The organism is Kribbella endophytica, assembly GCF_054781295.1.
The window spans coordinates 1338085-1355069 of sequence record NZ_BAAGUR010000001.1; the positions used below are offsets into that span (position 1 = coordinate 1338085).

A 16985-nucleotide genomic window follows, 5' to 3' on the forward strand; every position below is an offset into this window, starting at 1 on the left:
CGAGAGGAACCCGCCAGTGCCTCCCAGACGTCTCCTCGCCGCGGCCCTAGCCGTGGCCGCGGTAGCGACCGGTACGACGGCCGCCGTCGCGGCGCCGCCGCCACCGGTGACCACCACCAACGACATCTCCAAGCCCTTCGCCGACACCTTCGCCGACCCGTCGATCATCCAAGGCCGCGACGGCTACTGGTACGCCTACGCAACCTCAGACCCACTCGTTGCCAACGGCCCCTTCGGCCTGATGCACATGGCCAGGACCAAGGACTTCGGCTCCTGGGAGTACCTCGGCACGGTCTTCAACGACGCGACCAAGCCGTCGTGGGCCGCACCCGGTTCGTTCTTCTGGGCGCCGGACATCCGCTACTTCGGCGGCCGGTACGTCATGTACTTCACCGTCACCGACACCGCGGCCAACCCCGGCGGTGACTACTCGATCGGCGTCGCGACCGCGCCGACACCGGCCGGTCCGTGGACCGCGACCGGCGGGCCCGTCGTCACGCCGAAGTCCGATGGCAACGGCGGCTGGTTCAACACGATCGACCCGGCGCTGCTGACCGCGGCCGACGGCAAGCGGTACCTCTACTACGGCGGCTTCTACGGCGGCATCTCGGTCACCGAGGTCACCGCGGACGGCCTGCAAGCGGTCGGCGAGCCGACCCAGGTCACTATCGGCGACCGGTACGAGGGCTCGTACGTCGTCTATCGCGACGGCTGGTACTACCTGATGGCCTCCTCGATGAACTGCTGCGCGGGCCCGACCACCGGGTACTCCGTCTTCGCCGGCCGGTCCAAGTCGCCCAAGGGCCCGTTCCTCGACGCCGACGGCGCGAGCATGAACGAGTCCCGCGTCGGCGGGACGACGGTCGTCACCCAGAACGGCAACAAGTGGATCGGCCCCGGCCACCACGCGTTCTTCACCGACGCCGCCGGGCAGGACCACATCCTGTACCACGCGATTGACCGCGGAACGCCGTGGCTGACGGACCCGTTCGGCATCAACCGGCGGCCGATGCTGGTCGACCGGATCGACTGGATCGACGGCTGGCCGCGGACCCGCGCGGGCGCCGGACCGTCCGACACTCCGCAGCCCGCGCCGGCGACGGGTTCGTCCGCCGGGATCACCGCGGCCGATCCCGCCTCGGGACTGTGGCTGGCGACCCGGCGTACTGGTGACGCGCTGGGTGGGCCTTTCGCGCAGCTCAAGGGCGCGGCGACGACCAAGCAGTCCGCTCCGGGTGGATCGCTGAGGGTCGACGCCGATGTCCGGCTGGGCAGCAGCTTCACGACCGTGGTCGGCGGCTCGGTCGTCGCCTCGGTCTCGGCGAACAAGATCACGGTCGTCGCGGGGGGCAAGACCGCCAGTGCGGCGATCCCGGCCGACTTCGACCGGACGCAGTGGAACAAGCTGAGCGTCCAGGTCGTCGACGGTGTCGTCACCGCACGGCTCAGCGACTCCGGGCTCGGTGATCTGTACGCCGAGGCGCGGCTCGCCGTACCGAAGCTGCAGGTGAAGGCGGCGCCGGTCAGCTGGCTCGGCTCGGCGGAGGTCGACAACCTGACCGTCCGCGCGGTCGCCAAGCCGGTGAAGGCGTTGGCGCCGCAGCCGAAGCCGGGCAAGCTCCTGGCCGGTGACGAGTTCACCGGCGCTCTCGGTGCCGGCTGGTCGTGGGTCCGGCCGGACGCCAACGCAGTCGTTGCTGACGGCAAGCTTTCGTGGCCGCTGCAGAACGCCGACCTGGTCGGATCCGGCAACAATGCGGGACTGCTGTTCCACCAGACGCCGGCCACCGACCGCTGGATCGCCGAGACCAAGCTGAACCTCGATCTCGGCGAGGGCGACATCCGCAACTACCAGCAGGCCGGGATGGTCGCGTACCGCAACGACGACGACTTCGCCCGGCTCGGCGACGTCTCGATCTGGCGGACGCGACAGACGGAGTACGGGCGTGAGCTCGTCGCCCGCGAGTCCGACGGTGCGACCAGCTACGGCGGCGCGGCGATCGGCCGGTCCGCGAAGGACCTGTGGATGCGGCTCGCGTTCCACAAGAACGCCGCGGGCGAGCACGTCTACCAGGCGGGGACGAGCGTCGACGGCAAGAAGTGGGTCTGGGGAGCATCGTGGGTGCTCCCGGCCGGTGAGACGCCGAGGCTCGGACTGTTCGCGCACGGCGAGTTCACCGGCGCGAACCCGGCGCCGGTGGCAACGTTCGACTACCTGCGGTTCTACGAGAGCAAGTGATGCTGCGCGGGCTGGGGTTGTCGCTGCTGCTGGTCGTCTTGACAGCGGCCTGCGGCGGCTCCGGCCCGCCGTCCGAAGGAGCGAGTGTGGGATTCACCAACCCCGTCTACGACAACAACTTCGCCGACCCGCAGGTGATCGCGGCCGGCGACACGTTCTACGCGTTCGCGACCAACGGGCCGCTCGGCAACATCCAGACGCTGAAGTCCGCCGACCTGGTCGCGTGGGAACAGGTCGGGGACGCGCTGCCGGAGCTGCCCGCGTGGACGTCGGCCGGCAAGGTCTGGGCGCCGGAGGTCGCCGTGCACGGTCCCGACCGGTACGTCATGTACTACACCAGCTCGAACGACGCCTCCGGCCGCCAGTGCCTCGGTGTCGCGGTCGCCTCCCAGCCCGAAGGTCCATATATCGACAAATCGAGTAATCCCTTGGTTTGTCAGGCAGCTGAGGGTGGGTCGATCGACGCGAGTCCGTTCCAGGACGCGAGCGGCCAACGCTGGCTGTACTGGAAGAACGACGGCAACGCGGTCGGCATGGACACCTGGATCTACGTCTCCAAGCTGTCGGCCGACGGACTCCAGTTGGTCGGCGAGACCACCAAGCTGATCAAGCAGGACCTCCCCTGGGAGGGGAACCTGGTCGAGGCGCCGTACATGGTCGAGCGGAACGGCAAGTTCCACCTCTTCTACTCCGCCAACGCCTACGACAAGGCCGAGTACGCCGTCGGCCACGCCCTCTGCACGACGCCCGCCGGACCGTGCACCAAGTCCGGCGACCCGATCCTCACCACATCAGCCGACGCCGCCGGACCAGGCCACAACATGGTGCTGGAGAAGGACGGCAAGTACTGGTTCATCTACCACGCCTGGGACCCTGCCCTGGTCGGCGTAGACCCACCCGGCCGCACGATGTGGCTGTCCGAACTGACCTGGGACGGCGACAAGCCGGTCGTCCAGCCGCCGCTGAAGGACAACCCCTCCAAGCCCTGACTCAGCTGAGCAAGTCGACCAGGATCTTCAGGGCTGTCACCAGGTCCTCGTCGGACGGGGTTGCGTAGCCGATCACGAGGCCGGGTGGGCCTTGGATGGTGCGGCGGTAGTCGGCGAGGGGTGCGACGGCGACGCCGGCGGCTCGGGCTTTTGCGGCGAGGACCTGGTCGTCGACGTGGTCGGGCAGCAGCAGCGTGATGTGCAGGCCGGCGTCCTGGCCGACCACTCGCCCGTACGGCGCGAGCATGCGGCAGGTGAGGTTGCGTCGGTCGGCGTACAGGCGGCTGGAGCGGCGGACGAGGTGGTCGAGGTAGCCGTCGCGCAGCATCGCGAGCAGGGCGGCCTGCATCGGCCAGGCCGGCCAGTCGCTCGCGTCCTCGCGGAAGGCGGCGATCCGGTCGACCACGGTCGTGGACGCGACCAGCCAGCCGAGGCGGAGCGACGGGCTGAGCATCTTGGAGAGCGTGCCGAGGTGGACGACCCGGTCGAGGTCGAGCTGGGCGAGCGCGGGCAGCGGCGCCACGTCGTACCGGAACTCGCTGTCGTAGTCGTCCTCGATCAGCGTCGCGCCGGTCCGCCGCGCCCAGCGGATCAGTTCGTTGCGCCGGGCAACAGGCAGGCGGCCGCCGAGCGGGTACTGGTGGGAGGGCGTCACATAGACCGCGGCGACGTTGTCGACCAGCGCGTCGACCCGCATCCCGTCCGCGTCGACCGGTACGTCGACGATGTCGAGCCCGTGCGACCGGGCGGCGTTCGCCGCGTTGACGTAGCCGGGGTCCTCCATCGCGATCCGGTCTCCCGGCGCGAGGGTAGTTGAGAGCTGCAGGCGCAGACCGTGCACGGTGCCGTTGGTGATCACCAGGTTCTCCGGCCCACAAGCGATCCCGCGCACCCGGCCGACGTGCTCGGCGAGAGCGGCCCGGAGCTCGGGCAGGCCGGCGGGATTGTCGTACCCCCGCGGCGGGGTCTGCGCCGAGACCTCACGCCAGGCGCGCCGCCACCCGGGATCCGGTGCGCTGGCGATGAACGGAATGCCGGGACGGAGGGTGAGGAGATCTGGTTCCGGTGGTTGATGGGGTCGCGCCCGTTCGGCCGTTGCCGGAGGTAGCGGCACCACGTCGGCGACGTAGGTCCCGGACCCCGTGCGCCCTTCGATCCAGCCCTCGGCGTGCAGTTGGTCGTACGCCGCTTGCGCGACCGCCCTTGATACCTCGACCTCGCGGGACAGATCGCGCGTCGACGGCAGCCGGTGCCCCGCCTGGATCCGGCCGTCGCGGATCGCGGCCCGGACCTGCTCGGCCAGCTGCAGGTGCAGCGCGAGCCCAGCGGCACGATCCACGGTGAACGGCAGCGAGGTACGCAAAATGGACTACTCGAATCGTCGCGAATTGGACCGGGCAGGCATGCCACTACTCTGCCACGCTCAGATCATGACCACGATTCCTTTGTCCCCGACCGCGCGAACCCGGCTGCGTCGCTCGAAGGAACGCGCCGCCACCGACCGCCAGGCCCTGTACGACGTCCTCACCGCCGGCATGTTCTGCCACCTCGGCGTCGTGCTCGACGGCGACCCGCTGGTGCTGCCCACGGCGTACGGCGTGGACTTCGACCGCGGGCAGGACGGCACGCTCTACCTGCACGGGTCGGTCGCCGCGCGCAGCGTGGTCGCGGCGCCGGAGCAGACGATCTGCGTGACGGTGACGCACGTGGACGGGCTCGTGCTGGCCCGGTCGGCGTTCCACCACTCGGTGAACTACCGGTCGGCCGTCGTACTGGGAATTCCGCAGCTGGTCACGGATCCGGACGAGAAGCTGCACGGGCTGACGGTGATCGTCGACCACCTGGTGCCGGGGCGGTCGCGCGGGTCGCGGGTCCCGAACAAGAAGGAACTGGCGAAGACCTCGGTCCTCGCACTCGACCTGACGGAGGCCTCGGTGAAGACCAGAGCCGGCGGAGCGAACGACGACCCCGAGGACCTCGACCTGCCGTACTGGACCGGTGTCGTCCCGCTGCGCGTGGTCGCCGACGAGCCGATCACCAACGACGACTGCGACCTACTCGTGCCCGCGCATGTGCGGACCCGCGCCAACCAGCTCGGAGCGCCCGCGGCTACGGGTTGGTGAGTGCGTTCAGCCTGCGCTTCACCAGGCGGCTGGTGACCGGGCCGAGGTTGTCCAGCTCGGACAGCAAGGTCTCGGTGAGAACGGCCAGCTGCTCGAGCGAGGCGAGCGCGCGGGTGGCGCCTTCGGGATCGACGCCGTCGAGCAGCTCGATCCCGATGAAGCCGGCCGAGATCGAGCGAGCCAGTCCGCCGAGATCGACGAGCGGGAGCAACGGGCTGTCGGCAAGCACGCGGGCCAGCGTCTTCTCGACCTCGACCACCCAGAGGTTGAGCGCGTCCGCGACCGCAGTACCGACCACCTCGTTGCCGCGCGCGCCGGCGAGCAGTTGAGCCAGTACGGCGACGTTGCCCTCGGCGTGCTCGGTCACGTGCACCTCACGGCCGACCGCGAGCAGCTCGGCGAAGGTCGTGGCCTGGTCGAACCGGTCGCGGTACACCGCGACGCGCTGCTCGGTGCTCTCCCGGCAGGCCGCCGCGATCAGGTCGTTGACGGTGCCGAAGTGGTAGAAGACCAGCGCCTGGTTCTGCCCGGCCTCGGTCGCGATCGTGCGTGCCGACGCCCCGGCGAAGCCGCGCTCACCGATCGTCCGCAGCGCGGCGTCGAGCAGGTCGGCGCGGGTGGTCTTCGCCATCGTCAGGGCTCCTCTCACAGGCCGGGTCGCCCTTCAGGGGCTGAGTTTTCCAGGTCGGCGGGCCGGCAGTTCGCGTTCACCACCGCCCATGCCGTCGAGCAGCAGCTGCAGCAGCGGTCGTACGACGGGCAGCCCGATCAGCCAGCCGACGTACGCCCAGCCCGGACCGCTGTGCTGGAAGGCCTGGGCGAGCGCGCCGAGCCCGCTCGCGCGTTGGCCGTCCGGTCCGACGTACAAGGCCCGCCGCAGCCCAGCCACCGTATACGTCTCGGCCGCGGTGATGGTGAGGCCGTCCGGCTTGGTCGACTCGATCAGGGTTCTGGTCTGCGAGCAGATCGTGCAGCTCTCGGCGAGGTAGAGCTCGGCCTGCGGTCGGTACGGGCGGCGCCTCGGGATCCACGCCCTGACCTCGCGGTCGTACGCGCGCCACTCGGGCTCGCGGGCGGCGAGCTGCTCGCGTTCGTGCGGATCGGCGACGAAGTGCGAGAACGAGACCGCACCGACCGTCGCCAGCGCGAGCGACCAGCTCTGCGTGCCGATCGCGAGCAGGGCGAGCATGACGACGACCGAAGCCTGCATCGGGTTGGCGAGATAGGCGTAAGGGCCAGTGGTGACGAGTCGCCGCGGCGGGTCCCACGGGTACGGCGTACCGCCGCCCTTGACGAACTCGGTCACGGCGGCCAGCGCCGGGACCGCCGCGAGAGCCATCAGCTGGAGGATCAGCGACGTCCGCCAGACCGGCCCGCCGATCAGGTGATCCCACGAGCCGTCGCCCTCACTCATCACCGCCGACGGCAGCAACCAAAGCACTAGTCCCGTGAAGGTGATCAGCTGGATAAGCAACCGACCGGTCAGTTGGTTGCGGTCGACGGTCCAGCGGGTGAGCAGGACGGCGGGGACGAGAACGAGGCCGAGCGCGACTGCCTCGCCGAACAGCCAGTGCGGGCCGAGCTCGACCAGACCGTCGAGGCGAGGCATCAGCAGGAGATCGATCCATCCACAGGTCAGCACCCAGATCACCAGGCGACCGGGCACCAGTGCAGGAAGCGCGCCCCAGCACAGCGCCCACCCGATCCACAGATCCAGCGGCATCCCCAGAAAGCTCCCCGGCACCTCCTCGAAGGACCACCAGCCGAGCCAAACAGCCAACCGGTTGGTTGCTCCAAGCGCGACGAAGGCGAACAGAAAGCCGAGTAGGGCAGCACCGGCCCGTTGGCGAGAAGGTCTGCGCCACAGCACCCGAGTCAGCACCACAGGTACGAGCAGACAGAGCCAGCGCAGAACCACCAGCTCAGTCATCGCCCGTCGCCTCGTCCTCGAGGCCGAGGCTGTCGGCGAAGTGGGTGAGGCCGGCGCTGACCATCGCGGACTCGATCGGGCCGAAGTACCAGCTCGGATCCAGGCGGCGGGTGAACTCGACGCTCAGCTTGACCGCCGTCGTACCGTCCGGCCGCGGGGTGAGCCGGATCGTGGCGCCCTGCCAGTGCAACCAGCGCTGGGTCTTCGACTGGTCGGAGACGACGGTGAACGCGATCCGCCGCCGGTCGTGCGCGACCACCTCGGTGACGATCGGGTCCCCTGCCAGCGTGAACGTCCAGCGCGTCCCGACCGCGAGCCCCCCGCCGGTCGCCGCGGTCGGCGTCGGGTACCCGGTGAACCGCAGCAGGAACGGCCGCTCGGCCGAGAAGTCCGGACCCTGCGCGAGCCGGGTCTCCACCTCGGCGGTCGACAGCGCGACCACGCGCTTGGTGCTGACCTGCTGGACCGGATCCACCCGGTACGCCGTTCCCTCGAGTCCGGCGATCAGCAGCGGGAAGATCGCGAGTGCGGCCTGGTACCGCTGGCCGGCCTGGCGGTTGCGGGACTGCCGGAGGATCTCGGCGACGAAGTGCGCCACGCCGTACACGAGCGGCGACGCCATCAGCACGCAGGCGGCGCCCTCGTGCAGGAACGCCGACGTGATCATCAGCGCGAACGTGACGACCCGGAAGGTCAGCCCGTGCAGGCTCTTCGCGGGCGGCAGGAGGGCGATCACCACGGCGATCGCGAGCGGTGCGCCGACGAACAGCGCGGCGGTGTCGAGCCGGCCGGCCTTGGCCAGCAGCAGCGGGGCGAGAACGGCGGTCGCCCCCACGATCAGCAACGCGGGTAGCCGCTTGGTCCAGGCGACCGGAGCCGGCGGTTCCTCAGGAGTGGTCATGAACGCAGCATAGACCAGGTTTTGAGCACTCGCTCAAAACCTGGTCTTTCTGCAGGTCAGGCTGCTGTTCCCCGGTTGTACGAGCGCCGGGACCAGAGGTAGCCGCCGACCGCGACCACCAGGCACCAGCTCGCGGCGAGCCAGGCGTCACCGGCGCTGTAGGGCGTACCGATCAGCAGGCCGCGCAGAGTTTCGATGATCGGCGTGTAGGGCTGGTACTCGGCGAACCAGCGGATGCCGGACGGCATCGACTCGATCGGGACGAAGGTGCTGCTGAGGAACGGCAGGATCAGGCTGAACGGCAGGACCACGTTGCTCGCGGCCTCCGGCGTCTTGGAGGTCAGCCCCAGGGCGACGGCGAGCCAGGTCAGCGCCACCGCCGTACCGACGATCAGTGCGGCCGCGAGCAGCCACTCACCGAACGACGCCGTCGGACGGAAGCCCATCAGCAGGCCGACGCCGATCAGCAGCGCGACGCTGACCAGCGTCTGCAGGAGGCTGCCGATCACGTGCCCGGCCAGCACCGACGGCCGGAAGATCGCCATCGTGCGGAACCGGGCCACGATGCCCTCGGTCATGTCGGTGCAGACGGCGACGGCGGTCGGGACGGTGCCCGAGCCCAGCGTGACCAGCAGCAGGCCGGGCACCAGGAAGTCGAGGTAGTCGAAGCCGGCGCCGCCGATGCCGGCCTGGAACGTCTTGCCGAAGACGAGCCCGAACAGCAGCAGCATGATCACCGGGCTGATCAGCGTGCTCAGCGTCATCCCCGGGTAGCGCTGCTGGTGCCGCAGGTTCCGGCGGAGCATGGTCGCGGTGTCGGCCAGCGGGTGTGCGGTCGTCGTACTCATCGGGTCGTCACTTTCTCGTCGGTGGGGTGACCGGTGACGGCGAAGAAGACGTCGTCCAGGTCGGGGGTGTGCACGGTCAGCTCGTCGACCTCCAGCGAGGCGTCGTTGATCCGGTCGAGCAGTTCACGCAGCGACTGCACGCGGCCGTCGTTCGGGACCTGCAGGACCAACGCGCTGTGATCCGGTACGCCGGCCGGCAGCACGCGAGCGGCCAGCTCGAGCTCGTCGGGTGCGGTGAAGCGGAGCCGGACGTGGCCGCCGGGGACGAGCCGCTTCAGCTCCTCCGGGGTGCCCTGGGCAACCAGTCGGCCGTGGTCGAGTACGGCGATCCGGTCGGCCAACTGGTCGGCCTCTTCCAGGTACTGCGTGGTGAGGAAGACCGTCACGCCACCGGCGACCAGCTGCCGGATGATCTGCCACATGCTGTGCCGGCTACGCGGGTCGAGCCCGGTGGTCGGCTCGTCCAGGAAGATGATCCGCGGGTCGCCGACCAGCGTCATCGCCAGGTCGAGGCGGCGCTTCATGCCGCCGGAGTACGACATCGCCGTCTTCTTGCCGGCGTCGACCAGGTCGAACTGCTCCAGCAGCTCAGCGGCGCGACGACGGCCGGCCGCCTTGCCCAGGTGGTGCAGGTCGGCCATCAGCCACAGGTTCTCCTCGCCGGTGAGCAGGCCGTCGACCGCGGAGAACTGGCCGGTGACACCGATCGCGGCGCGGACCGTGTCCGGTGCGGCGCTCAGGTCGGTGCCGTCGATCCGGACCTCGCCGGCGTCGGCGGTGACCAACGTGGACAGGATGTTCACCACGGTGGTCTTGCCGGCGCCGTTCGGGCCGAGCAGAGAGAAAATGGTGCCTTGGGCAACGGTCAGGTCGATGCCGTCGAGCACCCGCTGGTCGCCGTAGGACTTGTGCAGTCCACGGACCTCGATCGCTGGGGTCATGGTTCCTCGCCTTGTTTCGGGCAGGCTCGCGCCGCCTGGGGATCTGGGGTGGTGTTTTCGAGCAGGCTCGCGCCGGGACAGGGCGCGGGCCCGAAGGGATCAGAAGGAGGGTGTGCGGATCCGGCCGGACGACCTGGGGTCGCCGGAGAAGGTGGTGCGGTGGTTCAGTCGGCTAGATGTCGAGGTCCTCGACGGCGGGCTGGTTCGCCGCCTCCTCGACCAGGACGTAGAGGTCCTCGGGGATCAGTTCGCGCAGTTCGGCGACGGTCTCGACGACGTACAGCGTCGCCTCGCCCTGCGCCATGCTCCACGTGGAGTCGAGCAGGCCCAGGCTCCCGATCCAGCTCCGCCAGCCACCGTCCTCGGTGGGGGCGGGTTTGGTCGAGCCCTGCTTGTACTGATCGCGGCGGTCGGCGTGCAGGACGAACTTGCCGGTCCGGCTGCGGTAGACCTTGAAGGCCTCGTAACCGTCCTTGCTCGAGCGTCCTCCCTCGGCCAGCAGTACGCCGGAGAACCGCTGCTTGCGGCCGGCGCCCCGGCCGACCCGCACGGTGATCTCGTCGTACCCCTCGAGCCGGCCCTCCTCCATCTCGACGTACCGCCGGAGAGCGGTCGAGATCGCGGAGGACAGGTTCCCGGCGATCTCCTGCGCGCGCTTGTAGAGCGCCAGGTCGTCGTCGGACACGTAGATCGTCTTGTTCGGCATGTGGTGTCTCCTTCTACGTAGAACTATACATATGCCCTACGTAGGTGTCTACGTATATGTCTGCGTAGATCTGCCGACGTCCTGCGAGGATCCGTTCATGGACTCCGCCGAAGCCCGTTACGACGCCCTGGTCGACGAGATCGACGCCCTGTACGAAGCCGGCCGCCCGGCGGACGCGCTCGCCCGGATGGACGTCGCGGACGACCTGACGCCGTGGGCCGCCGAGCTCGCTCACCTCCGCGCCTGCCTGCTCGGCGCGCTTGACCGCCCCGGCGAGGGTCTCGCCGTTCTCGAGCAGGCGACCGACGCCGGCGCGTGGTGGGCCGAGTCGATCCTCACCGAGGACGACGACCTGGCCGGTCTCCAGCAGCTTCCGGGCTTCGAGCAGGTTCTCGCTCGGAGTCGCGACCGCCGGACCACGGATCCGACCCCGCCCCTCATCCACCTCCCGGCCCCCGGCCGCGCCCGCGAGACGGACGGCGATCGGGTGTCCGCCACCAGGGTCGTCGTCGCGCTCCACGGCGCCGGCCAGCGCGCCACCCACGCCGCGCGCGACTGGTCGCCGGTGCTCGACCTCGGCTGCGCCGTGGTCTGCGTCGAGTCGTCCGAGCTGATGTCGCCGATGTACCGGACTTGGCCCGACCCCGAAGCCGCACGCGAGGACATCGCCCGCGCCCTCACCCACCTGCCCGACGAGCTCAAAGGCCTGCCGCTGATCGCCGCGGGCTTCTCCGCCGGCGGCCGCGCCGCGCTCGACTGGGCGCTCACCGGACTGCCGCAGCCTGCGGACGGCGTACTGCTCCTCGCCCCGGCGATCCGGACCCTTCCGTCGACCGCCGCAAATTCGTTGTCCCCGGCCACCATTTTGATCGGCTCCGAGGACGACCTGCTCGAGACCGTCGCCGGAGCGCCCCTTGAAGCGCTCGGCGTGGAGACCAGAATCCTCCCCACCGAAGGCCACCAAGTCCCCGCCGGGTTCAAGGAGCTCCTGACCGAACTCCTCGGCACCTGATCAGTGGCCCTTCGCCCGCCCGACCACCTGCTCGAACGTGATGAAGCCGTACTGCCGGGAATCAACACTGGCCACCGAGTTGTCCCCGGCAACCGCCAGGCGACCAGCCGGAACGATCGAGCCGGCCGGATGACCGGGTACGTCGAACGGCAGCCGATCGCCCGGCACCGCGGCCACCCGCTTGATCATCCGCCGCCGCACGCGCTCCGGCGGCGCGGTCACGAGTGGCCGCCGCTCGACCACGGCGTAGTCGCGGACGAACTGGTCGAGCAGCGTCGCCGCATGCTCCTCATCAGCGGCCGGCCCTTCGAACACCACGACATCCCCGACCCGGACCCGGCCCGCCCCAACCCGACGCGTCAGCACCTGATCGTCAGGCCGGTACGTCGGGAGCATGCTCGGCCCGACCACGGTCACCCGCAGCCAGGTCCGACGTACCCACACCAACGTGGCGCCCAGCAGCACCAGCCCGACAGCCGCCACGATCACGACGCCTCCTTCACGAGGTCCTGGTAACCCTCCGCCTGCAACGCGAACAAGTGGGCGTACAGCCCCTGCCGGCGGATCAACGTGGCGTGATCCCCCTGCTCGACCACTCGACCGTCGTCCAGGACGACCAGGCGATCCGCCGTACGCAACGAACCGAGCCGGTGCGAGATCAGCAGGCTCGTCCGGTCAGCCCGGTGCTCGGCCAGTCCCTGGTGCACCGCCGCCTCGGCCTCGGCGTCGAGACCCGAGCTCGGCTCGTCGAGGATCACCAGGTCGTGGTCGTCCCGGGCGTACGCGCGAGCGATGGCCAGCCGCTGCCACTGGCCGCCGGACAGAGTCACTCCGGCGACCGGGTTGTCCGGATCGTCGCCCTGGAAGAAGACCCGGCTGAGCAACGTGCCGTACCCGTCGGGCAGCGCGGCGACGAAGTCGTGCGCCCCGGCCCGCCGGCCTGCTGCCTCGACAGCTGCCGGGTCGGTGATGCGGTCCAGGTCGCCGATCCCGATGTTCTCGGCCGCCGTCAGGTCGTACGTCATGTAGTCCTGGAACACCGCGCCGATCCGGCGCCGCAGCTCGACCGGGTCCAGTTGACGCAGGTCGACGCCGTCCCACCGGACCGCGCCGCGGACCGGGTCGTACATCCGGCAGAGCAGCTTGATCAGCGTGCTCTTGCCGGCTCCGTTCCGACCGACCAGACCGACGGTCTCGCCGACGGCGATCCGCAGATCCACCCCGCTCAGCACCCACGGCTGGTCCGGGCCGTAGCGGAACCAGACGTCGTCGAACTCGATCGTGCCGCTCAGCGCGGGGACCGGCAGTGGGTTCGCCGGGACGGGCAAGTCCGGCTCGCTGTCGACGACGTCGAGGTAGTTGCGGAACAGCAGCAGTTGCCGATGCGCGTTGCCGACGTCGCGAAGCAGACCGACAACAGCAGTCTGTACGCCGGCGATCGCGGCGATCAGCAGCGAGATGTCGCCGATCGAGATCCGCCCTGCGAGCACGGCCGACAGGGACCAGAGCAGCGCGGCACCGGTGAAGAGCGTGGTCAGCAGGCCGGTAGCGGTCTGGATCGCGGTGTCCCGCAGATCCATCCGGGTCAGTCGCCGGTTCGCGTGGCGGCGCTCGGCCGACATCCGGTCGCGCAGGAACGCGCCGATTCCGAACAGCCGGATCTCCTTCGCGGCCTGCACGTTGGTGAGCAGTTCGCGGTAGAAGAACTCGCGACGCTCGACTGGTCCGAGCCTCCCCTGCAACGCCGCCCGTCGGCGAGCGACCGACAGTTCGGCCAGCAGCACCGGTACGGCGGACGCCAGGACGAGGACCGGCAACCAGGGCGACAGGATCAGCAGCGAGCCGAGGAAACCGACGGCGGTCAGACCGGTCCGGGCCGTCGACAAGGTGGTGCCGACGACGACGCCGGGCGTCGCACCGCCGTACTGCTGAGCGAGCCGGAGCTTGTCCAGGAAGGCCGGGTCCTCGAAGCGGACCATGCCGGTGAACCGCTCGGTGGCGCGGAAGAGCCGATCCTGCGCGGCCAGGCCGACCCGTCGTTCGGTCTCCTTCTGGACGAACATCGTCAGCACCGGCAGCAGCGCGACCAGCAGCCCTGCCCCTGCGAGAGCGAGACCGATCCGGACCACCTCGCCGGTCTGCGCGCCACCGGCGGTCAGGGTGTCGATCAGACCCTTGGTCAGCCAGGCGGTGACGAGTGCGGGCAGTGCCCCGAGCAGCGCGACCACGACGTACCCGCAGGTCAGCAGGCGGCTGGTCTGCCAGGTCAGCCGCAGAGCCTGGCCGATCCCGCGCATCACAGCCCCACGAGGGCCGGTGCGAGGTCGAGGTCCTGGACCGAGGTGCCCGAGGTGATCACCGTGCCGTCGGCGTCGAGGACCGCGAACGCCGGGTAGCCGGTGACGCCGAACGCCGCAGCCACCTCGGTGCCGGGGCGGTCCTGCAGGACGACGCGGGCGACCGGCGCGAGCATCGCGACCTCGGCGGACACGTCCTCGGTGTTGGTGACCACGGTGACCAGGACGCGGTCGCGGCCGCCCGCGAATCGCCGGGCGAACTGGATGAACTCCGGCCGCCGCTCCTCGCAGGACGAGCAGCCGTTGGCCATGAACCCGACCAGCGTCCGGCCCTCCGTGAGCAGCGACTGATCGATGCTCTCCCCGTCGGTGGTGACCGCGGTGAAGGGCTGCGGGCGATCACCGGGCTGGGCCATCACCTTCACGGTGATCGGCTTCGGCGGGGAAGCCGGCTGGGCAGCCTGCTCGCGGAGGCGCCGGACGACGCCGACGGTCAGGGCGAGGTTCAGCGTGCTGAGCAGTCCGGCCAGAACTGCGACGGCGAGTGCGACGGACATCTGGGATACCTCCTGCGAGCTAGACGGTCGAGCGGAAGAGTTCTGCGATCTGGTCGGTCAGCACCACCACGGCGGCGGCGACCAGACCGGTCAGGGCGGCGGCCGCGAGGATTCCCGGCACGATCGGTCCCGGGTCCGCGGCCAGACCGGTGAGCAGGCCGGCGATCGCGCAGACCAGCAGGACGCCGTTGCGGATCAGGTGGGCAGGCCCGACCGGAGTCGTTGACGTGCCGAAGCACTGGCAGGTCACCGCTCGCTGGCGGCGGACCGTACCGGCGATCGCCACGGTGAAGGCGGCCAGCAGTACGACGGCCAGCGCGAAGCCGGCCGGCGCTGTGGCGGGTACGGCGACGAGGAGCACGACGGCCGCCTCGGCGGCCACGACTGCCGGCCCGGCCAAGCGGGCCGGAGCCCATGGCGCGAGCTGCGGCACGGCCGCGGCGAAGTCGGCGTACGCGCGTCGGTTGTGGACCTTGGACCAGAGCGAGACCGCGAACGCGGCACCGAACAGGAACTGGCAGCAGAGCAGGACGTAGCGGGACAAGGCAGCACCTTCCGGCTGGCTACGATGCGGGCACCGGGTGCCGCGCCCTGTTCCGTAGGGCGCGGCACCCGGCCTCACCGTGCGGTGGTCAGCAGCCGCAGCCGCAGCACTCGAACTCGATGTGCTGGACGCCGTTGCACGAGACGATGTGCGCCCGGCGCCACCACCAGAACGAGCAGTCCGGGTCGCAGTAGCTGCGGACCTCGTAACAGGCCTGGGCCTGCGCCTCGGCGGTCACCTTCGGCACCACCAGTCCGACCAGCTTGTCGGTCAGCACAGTCAGGTTTCGCATCTGCCGTCTCCTTCGGTTCAGCGGATCGTGGCGATCGCCACGGCGCCGAACCTAGGAGGCGGCGGCATCGGGCCGGCATACCTTCCGCATGGGGACCGACGGAGGGTCACCGGACCATCGTTGTCACCAGAGAGAAAAGGGTGGCGGCCGTCACCCTGCGTCGCGCAGAGTGGACACGTTGAGATCACCGGCGTCGGGGGACGTCTGCAACCGGTCGGATCCAAGGGGGAACCTGGTGCGTTTCCGCATGCTCGGGCGCGTGGAAGTCGAGACGGGAGGCGGCGTCGCGGAGATCTCCTCGGCGCCCGTGCGCGGCGTACTGGCCGCGCTGATGCTGGCCGAAGGACGGGTCGTTCCGGTCCCGCAACTGCTGGAAGCCCTGTGGGACCGGCCACCGCGGTCGGCGCAGAACAACCTCAGGCTGCACGTGACCCGCCTGCGCCGGCAGCTCGACGCGATCTCGCCGAGCCTCCAGGACCGGCTCGTCACCGTGCGGACCGACGGCGGCGCGGGGTACTGCTTGCGGGCCGAGCCGGAGGAGCTGGACCTGGCGGTGTTCCGTGAGCTCGCCGTACGAGGGGACGCGGAGCGGTCGAGCGGCCGGTACGCCGTGGCGGAGCAGACGTTGTCCACAGCGCTCGAGCTCTGGCGTGGGCCGGTCGGCCAGGACTGCACGGCCTCGGACCGGTTCCGGCGACGAGTGGCTCCGCTGGACGAGCTGCGGCTCACGGTCTGCGAGCGGCGGGCCGAGGTCGGGCTGATGCTCGGCCGGACCACCGAGGTGGTCCCGGATCTCAACGACGTACTGCGGGTCGCGCCGTTCCGGGAGCGCGCGCACGCGAACCTGGTCCGGGCCCGCTACCTGGCCGGCGACGTCGCCGGCGCGCTGCGGACGTGGGCCAGGGCAGCCCGGGTGCTGCGCGAGGAACTAGGCCTCGAACCGTCCGACGAGCTCTTTGACCTGCAGCGCGCGATGCTCCGCCGGGATCGGGAAGCCGTCTTCCCCAGTTGTGGACAACATGGTGATCAAACCTCAACAATCCACAGATTCGGCTCTTTTTCGACCTGAAACGGTGCACAACCCGGGGAAAACCTGGGGAAAAACCACCGGGAAGCTGTGCACAGCTGGGGATACCGTTGTGGATAACTTGATCGCGGACCTGAGCCGGTTGCGCCCGTTCGCCGGCTGAGGTCCGCGCCGCGGATCAGTGCGGAACGGTCAGATCCACTGGGTGGAGACGACGAATCCGACCGCGATCAGGCCCATGCCGATCAGCAGGTTCCAGTTGCCCAGGTCGTTCATGAACGGGATGTCCTGGCCCGCCACGTAGAAGACCACCAGCCAGATCAGCCCGAGCAGCCAGCAGCCGAGCATCAGCGGCGCGACCCACGGGCGGCTGGAGGTGCGGGGCTTCTTCGGAGTCTTCTGCGGCTTCTCCGCGGCCGACTTCTTCTTCTTTTCGCGACTGCTCGACTCGGGCACGACTTGGGCTCCTTGTAGCGGACACTAAGGTGAGTGGTGGTCCCTCGGTTCGCGAGGCTGCCACCAGCCACACCGACGGGTCTGGCCTCGGTTAGCGTAGTGCAGACGGGAGCATGGGGGTCA

At 69.9% G+C, this 16985-nt stretch carries 18 protein-coding genes; 5 read left to right on the plus strand and 13 right to left on the minus strand.

What is annotated here, in order from left to right:
• Nucleotides 1-16 precede the first annotated feature (16 nt).
• Both ACYVIO_RS06425 and ACYVIO_RS06430 read left to right on the plus strand, forming a co-directional pair.
• Nucleotides 17-2239 (plus strand): family 43 glycosylhydrolase, encoded by a 2223-nt coding sequence (locus tag ACYVIO_RS06425; RefSeq protein ID WP_460649716.1) that lies wholly within the window; start codon nucleotides 17-19, stop codon nucleotides 2237-2239.
• Nucleotides 2239-3228 carry a glycoside hydrolase family 43 protein gene (locus tag ACYVIO_RS06430; protein ID WP_460649717.1) on the plus strand — a complete coding sequence of 330 codons (990 nt, stop codon included), beginning with the start codon at nucleotides 2239-2241 and terminating at the stop codon, nucleotides 3226-3228. The genes ACYVIO_RS06425 and ACYVIO_RS06430 overlap by 1 nt, the downstream gene beginning before the upstream one ends.
• A gap of 1 nt (nucleotide 3229) precedes the next feature.
• Here ACYVIO_RS06430 and pdxR read toward each other — a convergent pair whose 3' ends face one another.
• Nucleotides 3230-4591 (minus strand): MocR-like pyridoxine biosynthesis transcription factor PdxR, encoded by a 1362-nt coding sequence (gene pdxR, locus ACYVIO_RS06435; protein WP_460649718.1) that lies wholly within the window; start codon nucleotides 4589-4591, stop codon nucleotides 3230-3232.
• A 67-nt stretch (nucleotides 4592-4658) separates the two neighbouring features.
• Between pdxR and ACYVIO_RS06440 the strand changes: the two genes are divergently transcribed.
• A complete protein-coding gene (locus ACYVIO_RS06440) occupies nucleotides 4659-5351 on the plus strand; it encodes a pyridoxamine 5'-phosphate oxidase family protein (protein ID WP_460649719.1) in 693 nt (230 codons plus the stop codon).
• On the opposite strand, the gene ACYVIO_RS06445 is transcribed toward ACYVIO_RS06440, so the two are convergent.
• The 6 genes from ACYVIO_RS06445 to ACYVIO_RS06470 all read right to left on the minus strand — a co-directional run bounded on the left by ACYVIO_RS06445 (nucleotide 5338) and on the right by ACYVIO_RS06470 (nucleotide 10677).
• Nucleotides 5338-5982: a TetR/AcrR family transcriptional regulator gene (locus ACYVIO_RS06445; RefSeq protein ID WP_460649720.1), complete on the minus strand. Its 645-nt coding sequence runs from the start codon at nucleotides 5980-5982 to the stop codon at nucleotides 5338-5340. The genes ACYVIO_RS06440 and ACYVIO_RS06445 overlap by 14 nt on opposite strands.
• Before the next feature lie 33 nt (nucleotides 5983-6015).
• The gene (locus ACYVIO_RS06450) at nucleotides 6016-7281 is read right to left on the minus strand and encodes a methyltransferase (protein ID WP_460649721.1); all 1266 of its coding nucleotides are present in this window, start codon (nucleotides 7279-7281) and stop codon (nucleotides 6016-6018) included.
• Complete coding sequence (locus ACYVIO_RS06455; RefSeq protein WP_460649722.1) at nucleotides 7274-8182, minus strand: SRPBCC family protein; 909 nt, start codon at nucleotides 8180-8182, stop codon at nucleotides 7274-7276. The genes ACYVIO_RS06450 and ACYVIO_RS06455 overlap by 8 nt, the downstream gene beginning before the upstream one ends.
• A gap of 56 nt (nucleotides 8183-8238) precedes the next feature.
• Entirely contained in the window at nucleotides 8239-9030 is a 792-nt protein-coding gene (locus tag ACYVIO_RS06460) for an ABC transporter permease (RefSeq protein WP_460649723.1), read from the minus strand.
• The gene (locus tag ACYVIO_RS06465; protein WP_460649724.1) at nucleotides 9027-9971 is read right to left on the minus strand and encodes an ATP-binding cassette domain-containing protein; all 945 of its coding nucleotides are present in this window, start codon (nucleotides 9969-9971) and stop codon (nucleotides 9027-9029) included. Before ACYVIO_RS06465 ends, ACYVIO_RS06460 begins: the two co-directional genes overlap by 4 nt.
• 172 nt (nucleotides 9972-10143) lie before the next feature.
• Entirely contained in the window at nucleotides 10144-10677 is a 534-nt protein-coding gene (locus ACYVIO_RS06470) for an EXLDI protein (protein ID WP_460649725.1), read from the minus strand.
• Between the two features lie 97 nt (nucleotides 10678-10774).
• On the opposite strand from ACYVIO_RS06470, the gene ACYVIO_RS06475 reads away from it, so the two are divergent.
• Nucleotides 10775-11689 (plus strand): alpha/beta hydrolase, encoded by a 915-nt coding sequence (locus tag ACYVIO_RS06475; protein WP_460649726.1) that lies wholly within the window; start codon nucleotides 10775-10777, stop codon nucleotides 11687-11689.
• Here ACYVIO_RS06475 and ACYVIO_RS06480 read toward each other — a convergent pair whose 3' ends face one another.
• The 5 genes from ACYVIO_RS06480 to ACYVIO_RS06500 all read right to left on the minus strand — a co-directional run bounded on the left by ACYVIO_RS06480 (nucleotide 11690) and on the right by ACYVIO_RS06500 (nucleotide 15379).
• On the minus strand, nucleotides 11690-12178 hold the full coding sequence (locus tag ACYVIO_RS06480) for a S26 family signal peptidase (RefSeq protein WP_460649727.1): 489 nt from the start codon (nucleotides 12176-12178) through the stop codon (nucleotides 11690-11692). It abuts the gene before it with no gap.
• Nucleotides 12175-13986, minus strand: a complete 1812-nt coding sequence (locus ACYVIO_RS06485) for an ABC transporter ATP-binding protein (RefSeq protein WP_460649728.1) — start codon at nucleotides 13984-13986, stop codon at nucleotides 12175-12177. Before ACYVIO_RS06485 ends, ACYVIO_RS06480 begins: the two co-directional genes overlap by 4 nt.
• Complete coding sequence (locus ACYVIO_RS06490; RefSeq protein WP_460649729.1) at nucleotides 13986-14543, minus strand: TlpA family protein disulfide reductase; 558 nt, start codon at nucleotides 14541-14543, stop codon at nucleotides 13986-13988. The genes ACYVIO_RS06485 and ACYVIO_RS06490 overlap by 1 nt, the downstream gene beginning before the upstream one ends.
• 19 nt (nucleotides 14544-14562) lie before the next feature.
• Nucleotides 14563-15087 (minus strand): MauE/DoxX family redox-associated membrane protein, encoded by a 525-nt coding sequence (locus tag ACYVIO_RS06495; RefSeq protein WP_460649730.1) that lies wholly within the window; start codon nucleotides 15085-15087, stop codon nucleotides 14563-14565.
• A gap of 88 nt (nucleotides 15088-15175) precedes the next feature.
• Nucleotides 15176-15379 carry a hypothetical protein gene (locus ACYVIO_RS06500; RefSeq protein WP_460649731.1) on the minus strand — a complete coding sequence of 68 codons (204 nt, stop codon included), beginning with the start codon at nucleotides 15377-15379 and terminating at the stop codon, nucleotides 15176-15178.
• A gap of 259 nt (nucleotides 15380-15638) precedes the next feature.
• On the opposite strand from ACYVIO_RS06500, the gene ACYVIO_RS06505 reads away from it, so the two are divergent.
• Nucleotides 15639-16448, plus strand: coding sequence for an AfsR/SARP family transcriptional regulator (locus ACYVIO_RS06505; protein WP_460649732.1), 810 nt, complete (start codon nucleotides 15639-15641; stop codon nucleotides 16446-16448).
• A 150-nt stretch (nucleotides 16449-16598) separates the two neighbouring features.
• Here ACYVIO_RS06505 and ACYVIO_RS06510 read toward each other — a convergent pair whose 3' ends face one another.
• Entirely contained in the window at nucleotides 16599-16862 is a 264-nt protein-coding gene (locus ACYVIO_RS06510; RefSeq protein WP_344177597.1) for a cell division protein CrgA, read from the minus strand.
• Nucleotides 16863-16985: the final 123 nt, after the last annotated feature.

Coding starts and splice junctions, on each gene's coding strand:
- ACYVIO_RS06430 (WP_460649717.1), top strand. CDS start 2,239: ATGCTGCGCGGGCTGGGGTTGTCGCTGCTGCTGGTCGTCTTGACAGCG.
- ACYVIO_RS06440 (WP_460649719.1), top strand. CDS start 4,659: ATGACCACGATTCCTTTGTCCCCGACCGCGCGAACCCGGCTGCGTCGC.
- ACYVIO_RS06445 (WP_460649720.1), bottom strand. CDS start 5,982: ATGGCGAAGACCACCCGCGCCGACCTGCTCGACGCCGCGCTGCGGACG.
- ACYVIO_RS06450 (WP_460649721.1), bottom strand. CDS start 7,281: ATGACTGAGCTGGTGGTTCTGCGCTGGCTCTGTCTGCTCGTACCTGTG.
- ACYVIO_RS06455 (WP_460649722.1), bottom strand. CDS start 8,182: ATGACCACTCCTGAGGAACCGCCGGCTCCGGTCGCCTGGACCAAGCGG.
- ACYVIO_RS06460 (WP_460649723.1), bottom strand. CDS start 9,030: ATGAGTACGACGACCGCACACCCGCTGGCCGACACCGCGACCATGCTC.
- ACYVIO_RS06465 (WP_460649724.1), bottom strand. CDS start 9,971: ATGACCCCAGCGATCGAGGTCCGTGGACTGCACAAGTCCTACGGCGAC.
- ACYVIO_RS06470 (WP_460649725.1), bottom strand. CDS start 10,677: ATGCCGAACAAGACGATCTACGTGTCCGACGACGACCTGGCGCTCTAC.
- ACYVIO_RS06475 (WP_460649726.1), top strand. CDS start 10,775: ATGGACTCCGCCGAAGCCCGTTACGACGCCCTGGTCGACGAGATCGAC.
- ACYVIO_RS06485 (WP_460649728.1), bottom strand. CDS start 13,986: ATGCGCGGGATCGGCCAGGCTCTGCGGCTGACCTGGCAGACCAGCCGC.
- ACYVIO_RS06490 (WP_460649729.1), bottom strand. CDS start 14,543: ATGTCCGTCGCACTCGCCGTCGCAGTTCTGGCCGGACTGCTCAGCACG.
- ACYVIO_RS06500 (WP_460649731.1), bottom strand. CDS start 15,379: ATGCGAAACCTGACTGTGCTGACCGACAAGCTGGTCGGACTGGTGGTG.